We start from the raw sequence: 22,348 nt of genomic DNA on the forward strand, positions 1-22,348 counted from the left end.
AGGCGGCTTGAGCCCTGTCGAATACAGGGCTCAAGCCGCCTAGGATGGTTTTCATTATTTGCCCTGTCTACTTGACGGGGAGCAGTTCATAGCGGGCAGGCTCATAACGTACGGAACTCGAGCTCCGGAAGCGTCTCAAGCAGCTCCGCGATCTCATCCGTGTGCGCCTCGGCACCCGGGACGGCCTCGGTCGGTTCGACCCAGAAGAACGTCTTGTCGCTCGCTCCGAGGTAGTTGCCGTAGCCGACTTCCTCTGCGAACGCCGCTTCCGATAGTTCACGGTCAATCAAGTCCAAATGAAACAACAACTGGTCGTCGCCGTCCTCGACGTTATAGTAGAGGTCGAACGTGCCGTAGCTGTTCTGATCGCCGACATCGACGACGTCCTGCGCCTTCTCGATATAGACGTCCCCACGCTCAATCGCCGCGACGATTTTCGACGGGAGAATGATCTCATAACCGAGCTCACGGTCACGGATCGTCTGCGTCGTATCGTCAGTCCGCCCCCGGGACGAGACGACACCGACCGTTGCGACGAGGGCACCCGTCACGCCGAGCGCGACGGCCCATTTCATTGTTTTGTTCATGTGGATTCACTCCTCTTTAGTCTTGCCATGAGACGATTATCGCACAAAATGTCCTTAAATCATTAAATATTCTGAAAAAATGTTTAGCGATGCGTTGACGCACGTTCCGCAATCCCATACGATAAAAGTATCGCATTATAGAAAAGAGGAACCGACATGTCAAACGAACAACAATTGTCACGCGCACAGCTCGACGCGCTCTTAAAGAACGTCTTCGCCCTTCAAATCCCGGTCATCGAGAAGTTCATGACCGACCTATTTAAAAAGTACGTCTCGACGGCGTCCACGTTCAAGCAGGACATGGACACGATGAAAGCGACGGAGTGGCATAAACAGTTCTTCGGCCAAAAAGTGATGCCGCACTTGTTCATCGAGAACCTCGGCTTCGGCGCCTCGTTCCGTCACCAGGAACAAGACAAAGTCGTCAAAATCCCGGACAACATGACGGTCGTGAAACCGGACTCGGACGACCAAATCGAAGAGATCCTTCAAAACCTCGACAAGACGCTCGCGTCGATGGACGGAATCAAAAACAAAGGACTCGTCAAAAAGTTCTATAAAGAGACACTCGAACTCATCTGCCAGCTCGGTAGCCGTACCGGGATGATGGACGAGTTTTATGAGAAAGTCAAAGGCAGCTTGACGAAAGCTTGACCCGCCATCCACGTCCTCGGACGTGGATTTTTTAATTTTTGCTTCTCGGCTCGAACACGGCCAAGCGTTCGATGTTAGCCAAAATCGGCTTCGCCCGTCCAATCAACGTCTGTGTCGTCTCAAGCGACAGCGACTGTTGATGCGCCTCGACGCTCTCCCATACCTCATAGACGACGATCGACTCGTCGTCGAGCGACGCCGCGACTTGATACACGCAACACGTCGCCTCTCGTTCCATCGCCTCGGCCGCCTCGAGCAAGATGGCGAGCAGCATCTCGCGCTCGCCCGGGACGGCCGTCAATTTGCCGAACAATCCATACGGTTTCATCTTCATCCCTCCTTGTCGTATCGATTCGCCGCCGGCATCGTCTTCTCCTTTACACGGAACTGGCTACGGCTGTGGAAGACGACCCCAATCATGACGAGCGAGATGCCGACGAGCGACAGCCCGGACGGCAGATGCGCCTGAAGGAAAATCAGCTCCCCGATGAGCGCGAACAGCACCTCGAGTGCCTGCGTCGCCTCGACCGTCGCCAGTCTCCCCATGTCGTGTTTGACGAGGTCGGTCGCCTTGAAGAACAGCACCGTCGCGACGACACCGGACAAGAGCGCGACGAGGAGCGTCTGCGTCAGTTGCGAACCCGTGGGCGCCCCCGTCGTCAACCCGTAACCGAACAAGAGGAGCCAGACCGGGAGCGAACCGATACACATCCCGAGGATACGCTCGAACACGTCGAGGTCGGTGTGGGCCATCATCTTCCGGTTTCCGAGCGGATAGGCGAACGCGGCAATCAGTACCGGGAGCACACCCACCACCAAGAAACGTGGCTCGAAGTCGGCGAGGAACTCGACTTGCATCAAGACGACGCCGAACAGGATGAGTCCAGAGAAGCGGAGCGCCGTCCACGGAATCTGTTCCCGCGTCCCGTCACCACGACGGAAGAGGGGCGACAACAGCGCCCCGGCGATAATCGTCACTTGCCAAGTGCCGGCAATGAGCCAAGGCGGGGCGACCTCGGCGGCGAGACAAATCGGGACGTAAAACAGACCAAAGCCGACCGTTCCCCAGACGAGCCACGGCCACGGCTGTTCGACGAGCGCCTGGTGCACCCGGGTCATCCCGCCCCTGACGTAGACGACGAAAACGAGGAGCGGGATCATGAACAGGAAGCGGAGCGAGGCGCTGTACGCCCAGTGACCACCTCCGACTTGCATCGATTCGTTCAACACGAACGTGCTCGCAAAAAACAAGGCGGCGAGTACACCTAACAGAAGCGGACGCATACGTACTCTCCTTTCCGAATCCCCATGTGTTCCATAACTTGTGTCAGATTTCCTGCCTCATCCACTAAATTCTGTGTGAGGTTTGCTATACTAAAAAGAAAAAGGAGTGAACCCCGATGCAGCGTCCACCGATGCCTTCCCCGACCCCGGAGGAAGTGCTCCGTTTGAAACGTGTCCACAATCCGATCAAACCGACCGAACTCCTCGCCAAGGGGCTGCTCCTGTTGATCGGTGCCTTCATCTTCGCCATCGGGCTCGAGGCGTTCCTCGTCCCGAACCAAATCATCGACGGCGGCATCGTCGGCGTCTCGATCATTACGTCTTATTTGACAGAGACGAAGCTCGCCATCTGGCTCGTCATGTTTAACTTGCCGTTCATCTTCTTCGGCTATCGCCAAATCGGGAAGACGTTCGCCGTCGTCACGTTGATCGCCATCATGCTCATGTCCGGTTTCACGATTTTGCTCCACTCGATCGAACCGTTCACCGACGACCTGCTGTTGTCGACCGTGTTCGGCGGCTTCTTGCTCGGGGCCGGCATCGGTCTCGTCATCCGGGCCGGCGGGTCACTCGACGGGACCGAGATTTTGGCCGTGTCGTTCACGGACCGCTTGCCGTTCTCCGTCGGTGAGATCGTCATGTTCTTCAACATCTTCATCCTCGGGACGGCCGGTTTCGTCTTCAGCTGGGACCGGGCCATGTACTCGCTCATCACGTACTTCGTCGCCTTCAAGACGATCGATATCGTGCTCGAGGGGCTCGACCAGTCGAAGGCGGCGTGGATCATCACGACGGCGCCGGACGACATCGGTCAGGCCATCATGGACCGGCTCGGCCGCGGCGTGACGTATCTACACGGTGAAGGGGCCTATACGGGCGACGGCAAGAAAGTCGTCTTCACCGTCATCAGCCGACTCGAAGAGACGAAACTGAAGGACATCCTCGACGACTATGACGAGAAGGCGTTCCTCGCCATCGGCAACATCCATGACGTCCGGGGCGGCCAGTTCAAAAAGAAAAATATTCACTAAAACACCAACTTTTCAATTGGTGTTTTATTTTTGGTTTATATTTACTTAGATAATAATAAAAAGGATAATATGTGTATTGATTGGGATAAGGGGATAATCGGATGATTGTAATTAAAATTAATAAATTGCCAACATCGAAAGAAGAATTGAAAGAACGAACTAGACGTGCGTGGAAAAGAAATATTCGGACACTTACAAATGAAACTGAGCTTATTACGTTGTATAAAGGAAAAATTGTCGGAGTGTTCACTATCCTAGGCATTAAACAAGATGAGCTAGAGCCGAACAGAGTCGCTTTTGTCTTAAGTGAAAAGTCAAGCCCGCTCGTTGGAAAAAACGTGCATTACAGTACTTCTAACCCTTGTACGGTTATAGATATTAATCAATTGAGGTTCACTTAAATAAAGAGGGGACGAAGCATAGAGCTTCATCCCCTTTTGTTTATCCGATTTTAGCTTGGTCACGCCCGCTCGTCTTGGCGTGATAAAGGGCGGCATCGGCCCGTTCGAACACGAGCGTGCCCGGTTCGGCCCCGGCGAGCGAGGCCCCGATTGACACCGTCATCGGGATTGTTGTCCCTTCGAACGAGAATGGTGTATCCCGGACGACGGTGACGATGTCGTCGGCGATCGACCTCACGTCTCCGACGTCCTCGAGTACCATCAAGAACTCTTCCCCGCCGTAACGGCCGACGAAGCAGCCCTCCGGACAGTTCGCCTGTAACGTTTGGGCGATGTGGTGAAGCGCCGCGTCACCGGCCCGGTGCCCATATGTATCGTTCAACTGCTTGAAGCGATCGACGTCGATGACGAACAGCGCCCAAGGGAGACCCGACATCTCGACCTCGTTCAACCGCTCGAGCGTCATGTATCGGTTCGGAAGCCCGGTCAGCTCGTCAATCGTCGCCCGCTGCGTATGGAGCCGGAACATGCGCAGATGCGTCTCGATTTGTTTCGCGACCCAGTAGCACATCCACCCGCCAAGGAACGTGATCGCAAAATACGGCAAGAACACGGTCGTGAACGCATGCATCGGGACGTTGCCGGCGATGCGGAACAAGACGAGCACCGTCCCGAAGACGAGATAGGCCGAGTATAAGTGGCCGCGCCGCAGCATCATTCGATTCAACACGAGCGACAAGACGAGAAACAGGCCGAGCGTACCGAACGAGCTGACGAACTGCTCCGTCATGCCATCGAGGGCGAAGCGACCGAGGAGCGTCAAACCCGTCGTGACAGTGACACCGATCGGTCCGGCATAGGCCGCTGAAAGCGCGAGCGGGATGATTCGTAAATCGACTCGTGCTTCCCCGACTTGGAACGAGTTGACCGTCAACAGCACGGCCGCGAGCCCCATGGCGAGACCGAACCAGATGCGGACCGCGTAAGGAGAACCCGTCTGGATCGGCAACAATTGGCGCATGAGGTACAACGTCAGCGACAAGACGAGATAGATGATACTGATATTGATAAAAAAGATATTGATGACTTGACCCAAACTACCTCGTCCTTTCCCGCCGTTTCTTTCTCCCTATCCTATCGTACAAAAGTGACACATGTCACCCTATCCAAATTTTAGGACAGCTAAAAAAGCCGGAAGCTCACGCCTCCGACTTGTTTTGCATCATCTGTTTCATCAAGTTGGCGCTGTCCCGAGCCGATTCGTTCTCGGCTTGCATCTGGACGTACACCTCATGGCGATGGATATCAATATGGCGCGGGGCGTCGATGCCGAGCTTGACCTGGTCGCCTTCGATGGCGAGCACGGTGAGCGTCACATCGTCCCCGATATGGATCGCCTCGCCTTGTTTTCGTTTCAATACGAGCATCAGCGCACCTCTTCTTTCTGACCGCCGAGCGGGAACCGGGCCGGGTAAACGTCATCCAAGATGACTTGCTTCCCGCGGCGCTCTTTCGTCTCGATGACGATCGGTGCCTTCAAGTTGAGCGTCGAGGCGTCGAACGGCTCACGGAGCGTCACGATGGCATATACCGAGACGTGCTCCGCCTCGTCGATGCCGAGCTGTTCTTTCGCGCCGTCGGTCAATTCGAACGCATAGTCCGGCTTGTGCCAGAACGGGTTCGTCACGACGAAGGCGCAGGCCGGGTCCTCGAGCGACTGGAGCGACCAAAACGGGAGCTCGTCCCCATACGGGATGAGGGTGAACGTCTTCGAGTCCGGGAATCCGGGAATCTCGCTGACGAACGAGATCGTCTCTTCTTCATTTACTTCGATTTTGCCAAAATAGTCTGTCTCAATGAACATGGGTTGTCCTCACTTTCAACGCGTCTCATCATACATGCCACCGACCGGCCACATTTCGAGCGACGCCTGCTGACGGAGCGAGATGTCCGTCGTCCATGGCGTGAACGAGATGTCGGCCGGGGTGAGTGATACATCAATCTGTGCCGGCGTCAGGTTCCACTCGATTTTGACATCCGCCGGCGTATACGTCAACTTCACGCGGTCGAGCGATTTCGGCATGAAGTCCATGTCGACGACCGGGTACGGGGCGCTCGTCTTCTCAGCGGCCATCGCGGCGATCGGGTTGCCGTTCTCGATGCGCATGAGCCGGTCCCCGTCCCGGGCCGTGGTCGATGTCGCTTCCCGGGCCGCCTGTTCCCCGAGCTGACCGAAATGGCGCCCGAGCTCGAGCGCCGCCTTCAAGTTGCTCTCACTGCGCGCGACCGACGAGTCGACCTCGAGCGTACCGCCTGTCGTCTGTTGGGTCATCTCGACCTTGCCTTGCGTCATCGACACATCGGCCCGGCCTTGCCTCATCTCGAGGTGGGGCCGGTTCGACGTGATTTGAATCGCGGCCTGCGTCTGCCGCATCTCCAGCCGGGCGATGTTCATCGCTTACCGGAGGAAGTCGAGGAGCGTCGGTTGAATGATCCGGGCGCCGGCCGATAGCGCGGCCCGGTGCACCGTCTCGTGAGACTTGAGCTCCATGATGACTTTTTCGATGTCGATGTCTTCGTTATCGGACATAATCGTCTTGGCGATGATCTCATGTTCTTGCAGGCGGTTGTCGACGAGTTCTAGCCGATTGGCGCGCGCCCCGAGCTCGGCCCGTTCCGTGATCAAGTTTTGAGCGATGACGTCGAGGTCGGCGAGCTCGTTCGAGAGCACTTCACCGGTCGTGTTCGGGTCGGCCAGTTTCGAGACGAGGTCGTGGAGTCCGGCGAACACGTCGCTCCCGAACACCGTCTCCGGTTGCATGTTCACTTGGACGGTGATGCCTTTCGATACTTCAAAGGCGACTTTCCCGCTCGCTGCCGGCGCCCCGTCCGGATAGATGCTGTTGACGTCTCCGTTCGGGTCGGCAAGGAACGCCTTCAAGGCGTCCATGTCGACGAGCGGTTGGTCCGTCTTCGTGCCGTTGTAAATATATTTCTCACCCGACTTCGCGTTCGCGAGTGAGCCGATATGTTCAATCAACTGATTGACCTCACTTTGGATGATTTGACGTTGCGACGACTCGTACGTGTCGTTCGCCGCCTGCGTCGTCAGTTCGCGAATCCGTTTGACGGCTTCCGTCACTTCGTTCAACGTCGAGTCGGTCAAGTCCATCCAGCTCGTCGCTTCGCTGACGTTGCGGCGGAACTGATCGACCTCGCGCACCTCGGTCCGATAGCGCATGCCTTGCATGGCGACGACCGGGTCTTCCGAAGCCCGTTGAATCCGTTTCCCGCTGATGAGTTGTTCTTGCACTTGGGCGAGCTTGTTATAGCTGCTCGATAAGTGTTTCAAGTTCGTCTGTGTGAGCATCGTCTGTGTGACTCGCATCAAGCATTACCTCCCTACGACACCCATGCCGTTGATGATTTTGTCGAGCATCTCATCGACGGCCGTGATGTTTCGGGCCGCCGCGTTATAAGCGTGTTGATATTGAATCATCATCGTCATCTCTTCGTCGAGCGAGACGGCGCTCACTGCCTGGCGGCGCTGGTCAGAGCTCGCCATGAGGGCGAACGTGCTGGTCGCGAGTCGTCCGCTCTGGTCGGCGGCGACAGCCATGTTCCCGATGACGTTTTGATAGTACTTCCCGATCGACGTCTCTGTCTGGACCGATCCGTCGAAGCTGAGCGTGGCCGACTTCAAGTTCGCCAACGCAAGTGCCCCGCTGCCGTCCCCGATGTTGCCGTCTTGAGACGCGGCGATCAAATCGAGGTTGTTCATGACGGCGTCGCTCACTTTGATCGTCGCGGCGCTCGCCGTCCCTTCGAAGAAGTTCGCCGTCCCGGCGTTGCCTTTGGCGTCCATGTTGTTGCTGTGGGCCGTGTTGAAGGCCGAGGCGAACTGGCCCGCCATCTCGTCCAAGTCTTTCAACATCGTCGCGTACGCGCCGTTCACGCTGCCTGATTCGGGCGTGTCCGTACCGTACATCTCGACGAGCGCTTTCCATTTACCGTTTGGCATCGATGCGTGCGTGAGGGCCACATCCGCTCCGCTCGCATCGGTCATGTCGAGACCGTCGAACGAGCCGACCGTGCCGTTGATCCCATCGACGAGCTTATGGTCGACGCCACCGACCGTGACGACGATGTCGATCCGGCCCTCGGCGACTTTCTGTGAGTTCCCGCGCGATTCCCCGTTCGTATAGTCGACCGGGACACGTTTGAAGTCCATATATTGGGCAAGCTCGTCCATGTAGCGGTCACGCTCGTCATACAATTCGTTCGGGAGCACACCGAGCGGCTCCGCGTCACCGATTTGACGGTTGACCTCACTGATCTTCGTCATCAAGTCGTTCACTTTCTTGACGACGACGTCCGCCTCGGACGCCAAGTCGGCCTGCACTTTTTGGAGCGAGGACGACATGTAGTTGAACGTCTCCGTGAGCGTCATCGCCCGTTGGCGCACGACGCTCCGCGCGCCGGCGTCGTCCGGGTTGACCGACAAGTCTTGGAGCGAGGCCCAGAACAAGTCGAGTGATTTGGCGAGGCCCGTCTCGGACGGCTCATTGACGATGTCCTCCATCCGGCCGAACGCCGCCTCTTTCGTGGCGTAGTAGGCGTTCTTGACCGATTCGTCACGATATTGCTGGTCGATCATCAAGTCACGGATCCGAGCGAGCGTCTCCCCGCGGACACCCGTCCCGAACTGCCCGGCCTTCGTTCCGCCGAAGTTGACGCTGAGCTGTTCGGTCATGCCGAGCGATAGGCGCTGGCGTGAGTAACCCGGGTTCGAGGCGTTGGCGACGTTGTTCCCTGTCGCCTGGAGCGCCCACTGGTGCGTCGTCAAACTTCGACGCGCCGTCTCTAATCCCATAAATGTTGAGCCCATTAAACTTCCTCCTTATACATCCCGGCTGAACGAGCGCGTCTCGAGCGCCTGTTGACCGTACGTGAAATCATCTGCCTCTGGCAGGAGCATATCCAAATGCCATTCGATATACCGGAGCGACTGTTCGAGCAAGACGGCGTTCAATTCATTCTGCCGTTTCAGCTCGAGGACGACCAGTCGTAACGCTTCTTTCTCTTCATCGTCCAAAACGAGCGTTCCTTGAAGTCGTTCCGCCTCTTTTTGTTTGATTTGTCGGACGAGCGTCGCTTCTTCCTTGACGAGCGCGCTAAAAGCGGGCATATCGCCATTGACGAGCAGTCGTTCTTTTTCATAAGCGATTTCGAGCAAACGTGTATGTAATGTGAGCATAAGTCTCTCCTTTTTCCAAAAAAAGAGCCGACTAAAGAAAGGGTGTCCCTTGTTTAGTCAGCTTCCGTGCCATCATATTTATGCGAAGGTCTCCCTCGGACCTCGCTTTCATTCATCCTTGTAGAAAGCGTTTGGCGATTTCGCGCGCGTCCCGTGAATACGTCCCGGCGTTGATTTCCGCCTTCAAGGCGTTAATCTTCTCCAGGCGCTCCGGATGTTTCACCGGTTCTTCAAACCGGGCGCGGGCTTCGGCCGATATCGATAGTTGGTCCGTTTGGCGTGTCAGCTCGGGCTTCGTCTCAGGTTGCGTTTTCTTCTCATAAGTGTTCGGTAAGTGTACCCACTTTGCAGAATCGATGCGCATACGTGTCCCCCCTCTTCTCAGTTGTTAGTCCAAACGATAAGCGCGAACGCTTTGTTTCGTGACGGTGGCTTGTAGCCCTTTCAGTTCTTGCTGCATGTCGGTCTGACAGTCCGCGCATACCTTTCCTTGGTTCGTCGGATTGCCGCAGCGCACGCAGGCGATGTTCAGGGACGGGTTGTCCTTGATGATCAAGCGTCCTTCATGGATATATCGCGTGATATCAAGTTCGGAGACGCCTGTCGCTTCGACAAGGGCCCCGATCGTCGTCTGTTTGTTAGCGGGTTCGCGGATGAAGTCCCGGACTTTCAAGAAGTTTTGGAAATCGACTTCCGCGCAGGATGGGCAGTAAGGCGAGCGGCTTTGTTTCATGAACAGCCGTCCGCACGTTTGACAAGTTGTTGCTTCCACAGTCATTCACCTCTGCCCTTTATATCGGACGCATTTTTAATTTGTTTAGCGTCCGGAACAGGCAAACGGCAGAAACTTGTTCCACCCCGGCCCGACGTAAAGTGAGCGCCGCTTGATGCAACGTCGTCCCGGTCGTGTAGACGTCATCGACGAGGACAATTTTGCCACAGCGCGGTAACCGCTGTACAGTGAACGGGTTCGCACGGTGCCGCCTTTCTTCTTTCCCAAGTTCGCGCTGACTTGAAACCTCGGCTTTCACGAGCGTTCGTTCCATCGGTCCGATCAATCGGGCGAGCACCTCGGCCTGATTGAAACGCCGCGTCCGTAACCGCTCCTCGCTGAGTGGGATTGGCACGTAGACGAAATCCGGTTCTCGCAGCTGCCTTAGTACCGGACGCATCTGATTGGCCAGGACGACGTCACCGCCGAACTTGTAGCGGTGGAGCCAGTTCACACCCGCCTCGTCATATAGGTAGAGCGAGCGCACGGTCAAATCGAGACCGAGGGCAAGCCACCGGACGCAATCGTCGCATGTCGCCCCGTCCTCGGTCGGATGGCCGCAGCGCGGGCAGCCCGAGATGATCGGGGTCAATCTCCCCTCGCAGTCCGGGCAGACCCAGTCCCGTTTTAAGAGCGTCGCCGGGCTCCAGGGAATAGCGAACGGTTTTCGGCAGACGAGACAGTTCATCTCCGGTTCGCCTCCTCGATCTCGCGGATGGCCCGGTCTTGCCGGAACGTGCGCTCGTGGTAGAAGAAGACGACATCCCCGGTCGGCGCGGTCGGTTTCCGACCGGCCCGCCCTGCCATCTGGACGAGGGCGCGGGACGAGAACAAGGCGTGGCTGCTGTCGAGGACGGCGACGTTGACCCCGGTCACGGTCATGCCCCGCTCCCAAATCGACGTCGCGAGCACGATTCCGTTCGTCGCCTCGAGCCATTCGAGCGTATCCGTCCGCTCATTGGTATCTGCCGAGACGGCCTGGTAGCCGAACCCGTTCGCCGCAAGCAGTTCCCCATAACGGACGAGGTCCGGCTTCGTCGGGACGAACAGCAAACGTGGGGACCCCTCGTATTGCCGACAGAAGTCGAGGATGGCCTGCCCCGTCTCACGCACGAGTCGCGGCACCGGCAAGTCGTGGCCGTGATAGCGACGCGATAGATGCACGGTCGGGAACTGGCGCTGCCAGACGGTCGGCGTCGCCGTCACGAACAAGAACAGGCCTTTCCCGGCTCGGCGGAGCGTCCACCAAAGTGCCAAATCGAAGGCGAACGGGAAGGCATCAGACTCATCGACGAGGACGTAATCGAAGACATGTCGTAAGTTCACGAGCAGCGGCGCCGTCGCGACCGTGATCATCCCAATCGTGTCCTTATCCCCGCCCCCGTAGCGCCGGGTGACCGGGACGGAGAAGGCGGCCTCGAGCCGGTCGACCCATTCGATGGCGACGTCACGGCGCGGCGAGACGATGAGGACACGCTTCCCTTCATTGACGACGCGCGCGATGACCGGGAATGTCATCTCCGTCTTCCCGGCCCCGCAGACGGCATGGACGAGCCCGCTCGTCCGAGATTCCCACCAGGTGAGCAACTGCCGGCTGATGTGTTGCTGGTCGGTCGACAGCTCGAACGGCATGACGAGTTCCGTCGGTTCGACCGGTGTCGTGATGTCTTCTTCCCCGAGACGGTCGCACTGACAGACACGGCCGAGATGGAGGCAATTCCGGCAATAGCGGCACGCACCGTGGTGGCACGTGAACGAGCGGGTGTCCGCGCTCAGACAGCGTTGACAGATGCCGAAGCGGATGGCGGGCGTGCCGGTCGGAGCGATGATGAGTTGTCCCAATACAATCAGTCCTTTTTGAATGAGGATATCATGTGAGAAGCCGTCGGACATGAGGCGTTGTCAGCATGTAGCGGCACCATTCCCGTACGGAACCTGAGCCATTTGCGACTTACGACCGAGGCGAACGGTGCAACATCTCTTTTATACTAAGCGTAGTCCAATAATTGGAAAGCAGGTGTCCGATGCACAAACGACCACTTCATAACGTCTTGACCGTACTCGGAATGATGGCCGTGTTCTGTCTCGGTTGGTGGGTGTGGTATGTGTTGAACGGCAGTGAGGCGGCCGAACAACGAGCCGTCCGAGCAGCCGAAACGTATGTCGACACGACGTATCCCGAGATGGAACTCGTCGTGACCGACGTGACGTACTTATCCCTGTACGATGCGAAGTATTACGTCTTGTTCGCGTCCCCGTCCCATGCCGAAGCTGAGTTGTGGGTGCGCGTCACTCGAGCCGGAGACGTCGTGGACGACAATATCGGGGATGTCGCGAACGTCTCACGGTCATTGGACCGACGCGACGCCTTCGACTAACACCTATAATCAAAAAACTCGCCAGACGATTTTTCGTCTGGCGAGTTTTTCTCGTTATGCGTTCCGTTTGTAGAACATGATCGCCTCATACGCCCGGAGCGACAACGTCGTCCCGTCGAGCTGCGGCACGTCATAGTTGTGGCTGACGACCTCGGCCTGCGAGAAACCTGCCGGGATCTCATACGTCGTCTCAGGGCCGTAGAAGTTGGCGACGACGAGCACTTCCTCGTCTTCCGTCTTCCGCGTGTACGCCCAGACGTCGAGCGCGTCCGGTGTCAGGAGCGTATAGTCCCCGTCCGTCAACACGTCGAACTCTTTGCGGAGCGAGATCAAGTTTTTGTAGTGGTAGAACACCGAGTTCGGGTCGTCGAGCGCCGTCTCGACGTTGACGTCCGTATAGTTCGGCGCCACATTGATCCACGGCGTCCCGCTCGTGAAGCCGGCGTGCGGCGTCGCGTCCCACTGCATCGGCGTCCGCGAGTTGTCGCGCGACTTCTGTTTGATGGCGGCCATCATGTCCTCGTGCGACACGCCCTGTTCGCGTTTCAAGTTATAGGCGTTGAGCGTCTCGATGTCACGATACTCGTCGAGCGAGTCGAAGCCTGGGTTCGTCATGCCGATCTCCTCGCCTTGATAGATGTACGGTGTCCCTTGGAGGCCATGGAGCACGGTCGCGAGCATCTTCGCGCTCTCGACGCGATGGTCGGTGTCGTTGCCGAACCGGCTGACGACGCGCGGCTGGTCATGGTTGCACCAGAAGATGGCGTTCCAGCCCTTACCGTGCATCCCTTCCTGCCACGTCGACATGATGTCTTTCAGTTGGATGAAGTCGAACGGGGCGGCGACGAACTTCTCACCGTTCGGATAGTCGACTTTCAAGTGATGGAAGCTGAACGTCATGCTGAGCTCACGCTCGTCCGGGCTCGAGTAGCGAACGCAGTGGTCGAGCGTCGTCGATGACATCTCGCCGACCGTGATGACGTCGTGGCCGTCGAACACCTCGCGGTTCATCTCTTTCAAATATTCATGGATGCGCGGCCCGTCCGTATAGAACTTGCGGCCGTCCGAGTCGTCTTCCGGGAAGTCCTGCTGCTTCGAGATCAAGTTGATGACGTCGAGGCGGAACCCTTTGATGCCCTTGTCACGCCAAAAGCGCATCATCTCATAGACGTCCTCGCGCATCTGCTCGTTCTCCCAGTTCAAGTCGGCCTGGGTCACGTCGAACAAGTGAAGATAATATTGGCCGCTCTTCTCATCATACTTCCAGGCGTTGCCGCCGAACTTCGACTCCCAGTTCGTCGGCTCGTCGCGCCAGATGTAATAGTCGCGGTAGCGCTCGTCGCCGGCGAGCGACTTCTGGAACCACTCATGCTCGGTCGACGAGTGGTTGACGACGATGTCCATCATGAGCCCGATGCCACGCGCCTCGGCCTCACGGACGAGCTCATCGAGGTCATCCATCGTCCCGTACGAGGGGTCGATCGCGTAATAGTCGCTGACGTCATAGCCGTTGTCGTTTTGTGGTGACTTGTACACCGGCGTCATCCAGATGTATTCGATGCCGAGCTCGGCCAAATAGTCGAGCTTGGCCGTCACGCCTTTGATGGAGCCGGTGGCATTGCCTTCCGGGCTATAGAAGCTTTTCGGGTAGATTTGATAGACGACAGATTTGCGCCAGTTTGATGGTGTCATAGGTGTAGTCTCCTTTTGTAAGAGTTTTCATTTGTACGGGAAAAGGGGAAGAACCTCCGTCCCTCCCCTTGTCAGTCATCTTCTTATGCAACTTTGTTTTCTTCGATTTCACCTTTCTTCATATAGCGCTTCGACAAGACGAATGTGAGCGCGAACGGCACGACGATCGCGATGATCATCCCGACGATGAAGAGCAAGATCTTATCGGTGAAGATGGAGAGGAAGCCAGGTAGACCCCCGACCCCGATCCCAATCGCTTGAACATCGTTCAAGGTGATGAAGACGGCGGCAATCGCCGACCCGATCATTGCCGAGTAGAACGGGAACTTGTTCGGCAAGTTCACCCCGAACATGGCCGGCTCGGTGATCCCGAAGTAAGCCGAGATGGCTGATGTCGACGCCATACTCTTTTGTTTCGCGTTGTGCTTATAGACGAAGAACATGGCAAGTGCAGCCGAGCCTTGGGCGATGTTCGACAAGGCGAGCATCGGCCAGATGAACGTACCGCCCGTTTCCGCGATGAGCTGAAGGTCGATCGCGATGAACAAGTGGTGCATCCCCGTGACGACGAGCGGTGCGTAGAACAATCCGAACAAGAGCGCACCGACGACCGGTACGACTTCGAATACGTTGACGAGGCTCGTCGCGATGACGTTCCCGATTCCGCGTGTGACCGGTCCGACGATCGCGAGCGCGAGGAAACCGGTGACGACGATGGTCGTGATCGGTACGACGAGCAATTGAATCGCGTTCGGGACGTGTTTTTTCAAAAACATCTCAATATGGCTCAAGATGAAGGCCGCGGCCAAAATCGGAAGGATCTGACCTTGATAGCCGACTTTCTCGATTTCGAACAAGCCGAGGATGTTGAACGTCGGGACGTCGCCTTCAAGCGCCGCCTGCCCATAACCCCAGGCGTTCAAGAGGTCCGGGTGGACGAGCAAGAGACCCATGACAATCCCGAGCACTTCGCTGCCGCCGAACCGTTTCGTCGCCGACCAACCGACGAGCGCCGGGAGGAAGACGAACGCCGTGTTCGCCATCATGTTGATGAGGTCCCAGAGTCCTTGTAGGTTCGGGTACGCCTCGATCAGCGTCGCATCATCGACGAACAGCCCTTCCGACGCGAGCAAGTTGTTGATCCCCATCAATAGACCGGCGACGATGATGGCCGGGATGATCGGCATGAACACGTCAGAGAACACTTTGACGAGTTTTTGGAGCGGGTTCATCTTCTTGCCGCCGGCCGATTTGACCTCGGCGACCGTCGCCGCTTCGAGCCCGGCGAGTTTGATGAATTCGGCGTAGACGCGTTCGACGTCACCGGCCCCGATGACGACTTGATAGACACCCGAGTTTTCGAATGCCCCTTTGACGAGATCAGCTTCTTTCACTTTTGCTTCATTGACGAGCGATTGGTCTTTCAACGAAAGACGGAGCCGCGTGACACAGTGTGCCGCTTTGTCGACGTTATCCTTGCCTCCGATGGCTTCAAGGATATCCGCGGCGATTTGACGATAATCTGCCTTCATATTTGTTGGCCTCCTTTGTTTGAAAGCGTTTGTTGAAAACGGTTACTTATGAGTACAAACAAAGTTTAACTTATATAGACGAGTTCTGTCAACAACTTATCTATATAAGTTATGCGTGACAAATTCGTGACAGGCGTTCACTATTTTTGTTCCCTCTCCCCTCGATTCAAAACGAAAAAAAGACCCCTTCGAAAGAAGGGGCGCTAGCGGCGAGCCACGTCACTGAACTGAAACTTGTCGAGCCGGTGCCGGGACTCGGTATATTCGAACTGTCTGCCCTCATAGAGGAACGTGTCGTTCGTGATGACGATGACGTACTCGTAATCGTGGAGGTCGAGCCGCATCCGGTCGAGCTCGGTCACATCCTCGGCCGCGATCTTCCGCTTGGCGTAACTGATCTGGAGCCCGAGCTCATGCTCGACGTACTCATAGATCGAGCGGGCGGCGATCTCTTCCGTCAGTCCCGGAACGAGGTCTTTGACGAAATAGTTCACGTCTAGGATGACGTCCTCCCCGTCGAAGTTCCGGACCCGTTCGATCCGGTATATCCGCGTCCCCGGCTCCAGGTTCATCCGGTCGGCGAGCCAAGTCGGCGCCTCGATGTCCTCAAACGAAGCGACCGACGTCTGGATCGAGCGGCCGAGCAAGGAAGCGTACACTTCCGAGAAGCTGACGATGCCGTTGAATTGGAACTCGATTTGGTCGCGCCGGAGCACGAAGACGCCTTTCCCGTGATGCTTCCGGACGTAGCCGTGCTCTTGGAGCAGGTCGAGCGCTTTCCGGACCGTGCCTCGGCTCGCCTCATACTCATGCATGAGCTCGGTCTCGGATGGCAGCTTCGACTCCGCCGCATATTCCCCGGTCTTCATCCGCTCGGCGAGGCGCTCATAGATTTGACGATATTTGGCCACAGGCTCACTCCTCTCTATCGAAAAAGACGACCGGATGGCCGTCTTTTGTTTACCACTCGCGGCGATACCACGTGATGCCGATCGCACCAGGTCCAAGGTGTGTCCCGATGACCGGTCCGAAATGACCGCCCGTGACATGGGCCTGTGGAAACTTCTGTTTCATCGATGCGATCTCCTCGGCCTGACGGTCCGGGCAATTGGCGTGGATGATGCCGATACAGTAGCCTGCACCGTCGCCCTCGATCGATTGTTCCATCATCTCTTCGATGCGGCGGACCGCCTTCTTGTACGTCCGAATCTTTTCGAACGGGACGATCAACCGGTCTTGGAAATGCAACACCGGCTTGATTTGAAGGAACGATCCGACGAGCGCCTGTGCCGCGCTGAGTCGTCCGCCTCGTTGGAGGTGGTCGAGGTCATCGACGACAAAGTACGCGCGAATCAACTCGCGCATCTTTTCAAGGTGAGCCATGATCTCCTGTGCCGACGCGCCTGCGTCACGCAGATGAATCGCTTCTTCGACGAGGAACGCTTGAGGCATACATGAGATCTCCGAATCGAACGCGTGGACGTTGACGTCGACCATACCGTTCAAGGCGATCATCGACTGGTACGTGCCGCTGATCCCGCTCGAGAGGGTGATCGCGATCACATCCGTCACCTCGTCCGGCAAACGTTCAATCAATTCGATCGTTTCCCCGATGCTCGGTTGGGAAGTCGTCGGCAAGTTCCCTGCCTCGATCCGGTCATAAAACGCCTCGGTCGTGATGTCGACGGCTTCGCGGAATGACTCCCCGTCAAAGATCACGCTGAGCGGGGCGACGTGGATGTCGTGCCGCTCACAAAATTCGGCCGGCAAATAGGCAGTACTGTCGGTCAAAATGGCTATGTTTCCCATGCTATATCCTCACTTTACATCGTTTCGTTTTCCAATTGAATGTGGATTCCATTCCATATTGTAGCATAAAAACGATGTATTGCATCGGTAGAGGTCAAATCTCAACCCATCCGCGGCGGATGGCATCGACGACGGCTTGCGTCCGGTCGTTCACTTCCATCTTGCGAAGCACCGACGAGACGTGGTTCTTGACCGTCTTCTCGCTGATGAACAACATGTCGCTGATGTCGCGGTTCGAGCGGCCCTCGGCGAGCAAGTGCAACACTTCGACTTCACGGCGCGACAACAATTGGTAGACAGGATCGTCGGTGCGGTTCTCGACGTTACGGCCGGCCTGCTCCCCTTTGAATTGGAGCAAGCGACGGTATTCCTTCAAGACGTTCGTCGTCACTTTCGGGTGCAGGTACGCCCCGTCTTTCGCGACCGAACGGACCGCCGAGATGAGCTCGGTCGAAGCCACTTCTTTGAGCAGGAAGCCCGATGCGCCCGCTTCGAGCGCGTGCGTGATGTACGACTCGTCGTCATGAATCGACAGGATGAGGACACGCGTCTCCGGTGACAGCACCGACAACTGTTTCGTCGCCTCGATCCCGTTCAGTTCAGGCATGTTGATATCGAGAATCAAGATCTCTGGTTTGTGGTCGGCGGCGATGCGAATCGCCTCGGTGCCGGTCCGTCCTTCGGCGACGACCGTGAATTCATCCTCTAAATCAAAGATCCGTTTCAACCCTTCTCGAAACAGCTCATGGTCATCCACGATCGCGATGCGTGTTTGTAATTGTTCCATCTGGATACTCCCCCTTGTTCTTGTCTTACGTGATTGGAATCGACATGCGGACGACCGTCCCTTTGCCGACTTCCGAATCAATGGTCATGCTTCCGTTCACCAGCTCGATCCGTTCCCGCATCCCAACGATCCCGAACGACTCCTCGCCAATCGTGCTCGGCACGAATCCGACCCCATGGTCCCGTACATGAATATGTATCGCGTCGTGCGCTTGCTCGACGTTGACGATGATCTCCGCCGTCTTCGAATGTTTGATCGCGTTTTGGACGGCCTCTTGGACGAGTCGGAACACGTTGATTTCCAGTTTCTCAGGCAATCGGGCCCGAGACCCCCGGTAGTTGAGCCGTGTCTTGATGGTCGTATATTCTTCGGTCTGATGGAGGTATCGTTCGAGCGTCGGCAAGAAGCCGAGGTCGTCAAGTGACATCGGACGAAGGTCATAGATGAGCCGCCGGACGTCGACGAGCGCGCCGCGGATGAGGCGTTTCAGCTCGTGCAGTTCGGCGAACGCCTCGTCTTTCCCGCGCTTGTCGAACGTCTTCTCGATCAAATCGGCTCGAATCAAAATATGAGCAAGCGATTGCGCCGGTCCGTCGTGCATCTCACGGGCGAGGTGGCGCCGTTCCCGTTCGGCCGCCTCGAAGACGCTGATCGCCATCTCTTGCTTCTTCATCATGTCCGAGTACTCTTGCTGCAGATCGTCCCGAAGAAAGTTCAGCACGACGGAGACGCGGCTGACGAGTTTGTCGGCCCGTTCGATCGTGTCCTCGAGGACGAGCAGGCGGCGTTCGAGGTCGTTGCGACGCTGTTGGCCGGCCATCTCTTCTTTTTGGATGAGAAAGCGTTCGAGCTGCATTTGATTGGCGCGTTCATACGCCTCTCGGATCTCTTGCTCGCTATGTATATGAAACTTCTTGCTCACTTGGACGAGTTTGTTCTTCGCCGCTTTCACGAGCAGGTCGAGCCGTTCCGACTCCTCGATATAAAACTCGATCTTTTGCGTCAACTCTTTCAGCTCGTTTTGAATCAACGAATACTCGTTGGCCGAACTCTCGGTAATCCGGACGATCTCCTCTTTACTTTCCGTCACCGTATCAATCATATTTGTTATGATATGTTCTAAAGCTGTACGATCGGTAATATGATTCACGATGCCATCCCCTAATAATTCGGTAGTAAGTCTTCATCTATTCCTATTATCGACTGCGGAACGTTCGTTTACAGTAAAAAATGGAGGCTCTCCTTCCCATTCGCCGCACCAGGCGTTGACGCCTACTTGAATTTTAAAAAAAATATTCAAAAATAGAAAGGAGAATTTTCAGAAATGTCTACTGAACAAAATTATACTATAAAACAAGACGGAGAATACGAGGTCGTCATTCAAAAGTCAAAATTTATCGCCCACTTCAAACGGGTCACCTCCGAAGCAGAGGCACAGGCGTTCATCCAAACCATCAAAAAAGCGCATTGGAGCGCCAATCACAACTGTTCCGCCTATATCATCGGCGAGCGGAACGAGTTCCAAAAAGCGAACGATGACGGCGAGCCGAGCGGGACGGCCGGGCTGCCGATGCTCGAAGTGCTCCGGAAACGCGAGTTGAAAGACACGGTCGTCGTCGTCACCCGCTACTTCGGCGGCATCAAGCTCGGCGGCGGCGGACTGATCCGCGCATACGGCGGCACGGTGAGCGAAGGTCTCGACGCGGTCGGCATCGTCGAGCGCATCCCGATGCAACGCTTGACGCTCACGGTCGATTACGGCTGGATCGGCAAGGTCGAGAACGAACTGCGGCAATCATCGTACCTCCTCGACGACATCGTCTACGCGGACACCGTCACGTTCCACATCTCGGTGCCGGTCGAAGAGACCGAGGCCGCAATGGCATGGCTCGTCGATTTGACGAACGGACAAGGGGGACTCGAGACCCAGGACCAACGCATCATCGAACGTGATTTTGTGCGGTAGGTCACGTATACTAAAGGAAACAAATGAAATGAGGAGACGACATGGAACAAGACTCCCGCAAGAAACGCCCCGTGTGGAAGATTGTCCTGCTCGTGCTCGGCCTCGTCCTGTTGATTGGCGGGTCGGCCTTCGGCTACTTCGTCTTTAAGGCGAACGAGACGGCGGAGAACACGAACAGCGAGCTGACACGAGGTGACAAGTCGGACCGTCGGGAAGAGACGGTCGACCTGACGAAAGATCACTTCTCCGTCCTACTCGCCGGCGTCGATGGCGGTGCCTCGCTCGAGGAAGGACGGACCGACTCGCTCATGGTGGCGACGTTCAACAAGGAATCGCGCCAAGTGACGCTCGTCAGCATCCCACGCGACTCATACGTCGACATCGTGACGACGGACGGCGAGTTCAAAGACAAGATCAACCACGCCTACGCCTACGGCGGCATCGACACGACGATTGCGACGGTCGAGAAGCTGTTCGACATTCCGATCGACTACTACGCGACGATTAACTTTGACGGCATCGAGGATCTCGTCGATGCGGTCGGCGGCGTCGAGGTCGATGTACTCGTCCCAATCTCGGGCCGGGCGACCGGTAACGTCGAGCTCGAACCCGGCGTCCAAATGTTAGATGGAAAAGAAGCACTCGCCTACGCGCGCATGCGCAAGGACGACCCCGAGGGTGACGTCGGACGGGCGAAACGTCAACAGCAGGTGCTCGAGGCCATCATCAACGAGGCGACGACGATCAATTCGTTCACGAAGCTCAACCGGATCATGAATGCGGTCGGCGATAACATCCGAACGAATATGTCCTTGTCCGAGGCGTCACAGCTGCAGCCGTACACGAAGTCGCTCCGGTCGTTCAACCAAGAGACGCTCGCAGGCGGTGACTTGACGCTCGGCGGTGTGTATTACTACGAACTCGACCCGGCCGACTTGAGCGAGAAACGCACGCTCTTGAAGAGCGAGCTCGGCCTGCCGGTGACGGCGGAAGACAGTGACAACGGAACCGGCGACGGCTTGAATGAAACGGAAGACGGTTTCAGCGAGACGACGACGTACTGATACCAAAAAACGACCGGGGACGCTTGTCCCCGGTCGTTTTCATATGGTCACATCAGGCCTTCGGCCGGCCGAGCAGGCGTCGTGATGTTTGGATGATCGGCTTATAGTTTGGATGGATCAACTCGGTCGATTCGACGATCAGCTCGATGACGATGAGCACGATGACGAACGTGATGACCGCCCCGAGCATCGTCGTCTTGGCGAACAGAATCGAGGCGATGCCGAAAAAGAATGTCATCCCGTACATGAGCAGAACGGCCTGCCGTGTCGTGAAGCCCATGTCGATCAACTGGTGATGCATGTGCGACTTATCGGGCGACATCGGCGGACGGCCTTGCACGAGCCGGCGGACGATCGCGAAGATCGTGTCCGAGATTGGCAGACCGAGCAAGAGCACCGGCACGACGAGCGAGAACAACGTCACGTTCTTGAACCCGATGAGCGAGAACACGGCGAGCATATAACCGAGGAAGAGCGCCCCGGTGTCTCCCATGAAGATCTTCGCCGGATAGAAGTTATGGACGAGAAAACCGAGCGTGCTCGCCAGGAGCAACAAGGCCATCATCGTCAAATAGACGTTGCCTTGGATGATGGCGAGCAGGGAAATCGTCCCGAGGGCGATGCTTGACACGCCCGCGGCGAGCCCGTCGAGCCCATCGATCAAGTTGATCGCGTTCGTGATTCCGATCAGCCAGAGCACCGTCACCGGGATGCTCCATGAACCGAGATAGAGCTGCTGGTCGAACGGGAGGTTAATCAATTCGATGCGCATACCGGCGTTCAAGACGATGACCGTCGCGATCATCTGCCCCATCAGCTTGACGCGGGCCGTCAACTGGAACCGGTCGTCGATGAAGCCGGTCAAGATGATGACGACCGCCCCGATCAAGATGGCATCGTTATATCGACTCGTCGGCAGCAACAAGGCGTAGCCGATGAAAAAAGCGATGAAGATGGCGAGGCCGCCGATCCGTGGCATCGTCCGTAAATGTACTTTTCGGGCGTTCGGGTGATCGACCGCTCCGATCAGAAAAGCAAACCGGCGAACGAGCGGCGTGATCAAGATGGCCATTACAAAACTGACCAACATGGCAATCCATAGCATGGGCCAACGTTCCTCTCTCATAAAAAAAT

The 22,348-nt window shown here is 56.7% G+C and carries 27 protein-coding genes; 6 read left to right on the top strand and 21 right to left on the bottom strand.

The window, feature by feature from the left end; all coding sequences use genetic code 11:
- Positions 1-101 precede the first annotated feature (101 nt).
- Positions 102-587 (bottom strand): hypothetical protein, encoded by a 486-nt coding sequence (locus tag KNP79_RS08840; RefSeq protein WP_215192038.1) that lies wholly within the window; start codon positions 585-587, stop codon positions 102-104.
- A 156-nt stretch (positions 588-743) separates the two neighbouring features.
- Between KNP79_RS08840 and KNP79_RS08845 the strand changes: the two genes are divergently transcribed.
- Positions 744-1,241 carry a hypothetical protein gene (locus KNP79_RS08845; protein WP_034778604.1) on the top strand — a complete coding sequence of 166 codons (498 nt, stop codon included), beginning with the start codon at positions 744-746 and terminating at the stop codon, positions 1,239-1,241.
- 31 nt (positions 1,242-1,272) lie between these two features.
- Here KNP79_RS08845 and KNP79_RS08850 read toward each other — a convergent pair whose 3' ends face one another.
- Positions 1,273-1,569, bottom strand: a complete 297-nt coding sequence (locus tag KNP79_RS08850; protein ID WP_034778607.1) for a putative quinol monooxygenase — start codon at positions 1,567-1,569, stop codon at positions 1,273-1,275.
- A gap of 2 nt (positions 1,570-1,571) precedes the next feature.
- Positions 1,572-2,525 carry a DMT family transporter gene (locus KNP79_RS08855; protein ID WP_215192040.1) on the bottom strand — a complete coding sequence of 318 codons (954 nt, stop codon included), beginning with the start codon at positions 2,523-2,525 and terminating at the stop codon, positions 1,572-1,574.
- Positions 2,526-2,641: 116 nt separating this feature from the next.
- On the opposite strand from KNP79_RS08855, the gene KNP79_RS08860 reads away from it, so the two are divergent.
- Both KNP79_RS08860 and KNP79_RS08865 read left to right on the top strand, forming a co-directional pair.
- Positions 2,642-3,556: a YitT family protein gene (locus tag KNP79_RS08860; protein WP_215192042.1), complete on the top strand. Its 915-nt coding sequence runs from the start codon at positions 2,642-2,644 to the stop codon at positions 3,554-3,556.
- Between the two features lie 101 nt (positions 3,557-3,657).
- A complete protein-coding gene (locus tag KNP79_RS08865) occupies positions 3,658-3,957 on the top strand; it encodes a hypothetical protein (protein WP_215192044.1) in 300 nt (99 codons plus the stop codon).
- A 40-nt stretch (positions 3,958-3,997) separates the two neighbouring features.
- On the opposite strand, the gene KNP79_RS08870 is transcribed toward KNP79_RS08865, so the two are convergent.
- The 11 genes from KNP79_RS08870 to KNP79_RS08920 form a co-directional block, all read right to left on the bottom strand.
- Complete coding sequence (locus KNP79_RS08870) at positions 3,998-5,053, bottom strand: GGDEF domain-containing protein (RefSeq protein WP_215192046.1); 1,056 nt, start codon at positions 5,051-5,053, stop codon at positions 3,998-4,000.
- A gap of 103 nt (positions 5,054-5,156) precedes the next feature.
- A complete protein-coding gene (gene csrA, locus KNP79_RS08875) occupies positions 5,157-5,384 on the bottom strand; it encodes a carbon storage regulator CsrA (protein WP_021066562.1) in 228 nt (75 codons plus the stop codon).
- Positions 5,384-5,821, bottom strand: coding sequence for a flagellar assembly protein FliW (gene fliW, locus KNP79_RS08880; RefSeq protein WP_138859041.1), 438 nt, complete (start codon positions 5,819-5,821; stop codon positions 5,384-5,386). Before fliW ends, csrA begins: the two co-directional genes overlap by 1 nt.
- Positions 5,822-5,836: 15 nt before the next feature.
- Positions 5,837-6,412, bottom strand: coding sequence for a DUF6470 family protein (locus KNP79_RS08885; protein ID WP_131472892.1), 576 nt, complete (start codon positions 6,410-6,412; stop codon positions 5,837-5,839).
- Between the two features lie 3 nt (positions 6,413-6,415).
- Positions 6,416-7,345, bottom strand: a complete 930-nt coding sequence (gene flgL / locus KNP79_RS08890; protein ID WP_138859039.1) for a flagellar hook-associated protein FlgL — start codon at positions 7,343-7,345, stop codon at positions 6,416-6,418.
- 6 nt (positions 7,346-7,351) lie between these two features.
- On the bottom strand, positions 7,352-8,845 hold the full coding sequence (flgK, locus tag KNP79_RS08895; RefSeq protein WP_215192048.1) for a flagellar hook-associated protein FlgK: 1,494 nt from the start codon (positions 8,843-8,845) through the stop codon (positions 7,352-7,354).
- Between the two features lie 12 nt (positions 8,846-8,857).
- On the bottom strand, positions 8,858-9,214 hold the full coding sequence (gene flgN, locus KNP79_RS08900) for a flagellar export chaperone FlgN (RefSeq protein WP_215192050.1): 357 nt from the start codon (positions 9,212-9,214) through the stop codon (positions 8,858-8,860).
- 112 nt (positions 9,215-9,326) lie between these two features.
- The gene (locus KNP79_RS08905) at positions 9,327-9,578 is read right to left on the bottom strand and encodes a flagellar biosynthesis anti-sigma factor FlgM (protein WP_034778628.1); all 252 of its coding nucleotides are present in this window, start codon (positions 9,576-9,578) and stop codon (positions 9,327-9,329) included.
- Positions 9,579-9,602: 24 nt separating this feature from the next.
- On the bottom strand, positions 9,603-9,947 hold the full coding sequence (locus KNP79_RS08910; protein ID WP_052090149.1) for a flagellar protein: 345 nt from the start codon (positions 9,945-9,947) through the stop codon (positions 9,603-9,605).
- A 58-nt stretch (positions 9,948-10,005) separates the two neighbouring features.
- Positions 10,006-10,674, bottom strand: coding sequence for a ComFC family protein (locus KNP79_RS08915; RefSeq protein WP_215192052.1), 669 nt, complete (start codon positions 10,672-10,674; stop codon positions 10,006-10,008).
- Entirely contained in the window at positions 10,671-11,828 is a 1,158-nt protein-coding gene (locus tag KNP79_RS08920; RefSeq protein ID WP_215192054.1) for a helicase-related protein, read from the bottom strand. Before KNP79_RS08920 ends, KNP79_RS08915 begins: the two co-directional genes overlap by 4 nt.
- Positions 11,829-12,010: 182 nt before the next feature.
- On the opposite strand from KNP79_RS08920, the gene KNP79_RS08925 reads away from it, so the two are divergent.
- Entirely contained in the window at positions 12,011-12,364 is a 354-nt protein-coding gene (locus KNP79_RS08925) for a hypothetical protein (RefSeq protein WP_214753915.1), read from the top strand.
- 54 nt (positions 12,365-12,418) lie between these two features.
- Here KNP79_RS08925 and treC read toward each other — a convergent pair whose 3' ends face one another.
- The 6 genes from treC to KNP79_RS15865 all read right to left on the bottom strand — a co-directional run bounded on the left by treC (position 12,419) and on the right by KNP79_RS15865 (position 19,334).
- Entirely contained in the window at positions 12,419-14,056 is a 1,638-nt protein-coding gene (gene treC / locus KNP79_RS08930; protein ID WP_138859033.1) for an alpha,alpha-phosphotrehalase, read from the bottom strand.
- Between the two features lie 83 nt (positions 14,057-14,139).
- Positions 14,140-15,588 (bottom strand): PTS system trehalose-specific EIIBC component, encoded by a 1,449-nt coding sequence (gene treP / locus KNP79_RS08935; protein WP_034778639.1) that lies wholly within the window; start codon positions 15,586-15,588, stop codon positions 14,140-14,142.
- Positions 15,589-15,791: 203 nt separating this feature from the next.
- Positions 15,792-16,457, bottom strand: coding sequence for a trehalose operon repressor (gene treR / locus KNP79_RS08940; protein WP_251132938.1), 666 nt, complete (start codon positions 16,455-16,457; stop codon positions 15,792-15,794).
- A 91-nt stretch (positions 16,458-16,548) separates the two neighbouring features.
- Positions 16,549-17,397: a DegV family protein gene (locus KNP79_RS08945; RefSeq protein ID WP_034778644.1), complete on the bottom strand. Its 849-nt coding sequence runs from the start codon at positions 17,395-17,397 to the stop codon at positions 16,549-16,551.
- A gap of 94 nt (positions 17,398-17,491) precedes the next feature.
- Positions 17,492-18,184, bottom strand: a complete 693-nt coding sequence (locus KNP79_RS08950) for a response regulator transcription factor (RefSeq protein ID WP_034778646.1) — start codon at positions 18,182-18,184, stop codon at positions 17,492-17,494.
- Between the two features lie 25 nt (positions 18,185-18,209).
- Complete coding sequence (locus tag KNP79_RS15865; protein ID WP_200881489.1) at positions 18,210-19,334, bottom strand: sensor histidine kinase; 1,125 nt, start codon at positions 19,332-19,334, stop codon at positions 18,210-18,212.
- Positions 19,335-19,508: 174 nt separating this feature from the next.
- Between KNP79_RS15865 and KNP79_RS08960 the strand changes: the two genes are divergently transcribed.
- Positions 19,509-20,150: a YigZ family protein gene (locus KNP79_RS08960; RefSeq protein WP_215192058.1), complete on the top strand. Its 642-nt coding sequence runs from the start codon at positions 19,509-19,511 to the stop codon at positions 20,148-20,150.
- A gap of 41 nt (positions 20,151-20,191) precedes the next feature.
- Positions 20,192-21,214 (top strand): LCP family protein, encoded by a 1,023-nt coding sequence (locus tag KNP79_RS08965; protein ID WP_029594991.1) that lies wholly within the window; start codon positions 20,192-20,194, stop codon positions 21,212-21,214.
- Positions 21,215-21,266: 52 nt separating this feature from the next.
- Here KNP79_RS08965 and KNP79_RS08970 read toward each other — a convergent pair whose 3' ends face one another.
- On the bottom strand, positions 21,267-22,319 hold the full coding sequence (locus tag KNP79_RS08970) for a glycosyltransferase family 4 protein (protein ID WP_034778651.1): 1,053 nt from the start codon (positions 22,317-22,319) through the stop codon (positions 21,267-21,269).
- Positions 22,320-22,348: the final 29 nt, after the last annotated feature.

The organism is Exiguobacterium sp. s7 (genome assembly GCF_018618195.1).
GTDB classification, from domain to species: domain Bacteria; phylum Bacillota; class Bacilli; order Exiguobacteriales; family Exiguobacteriaceae; genus Exiguobacterium; species Exiguobacterium mexicanum_A.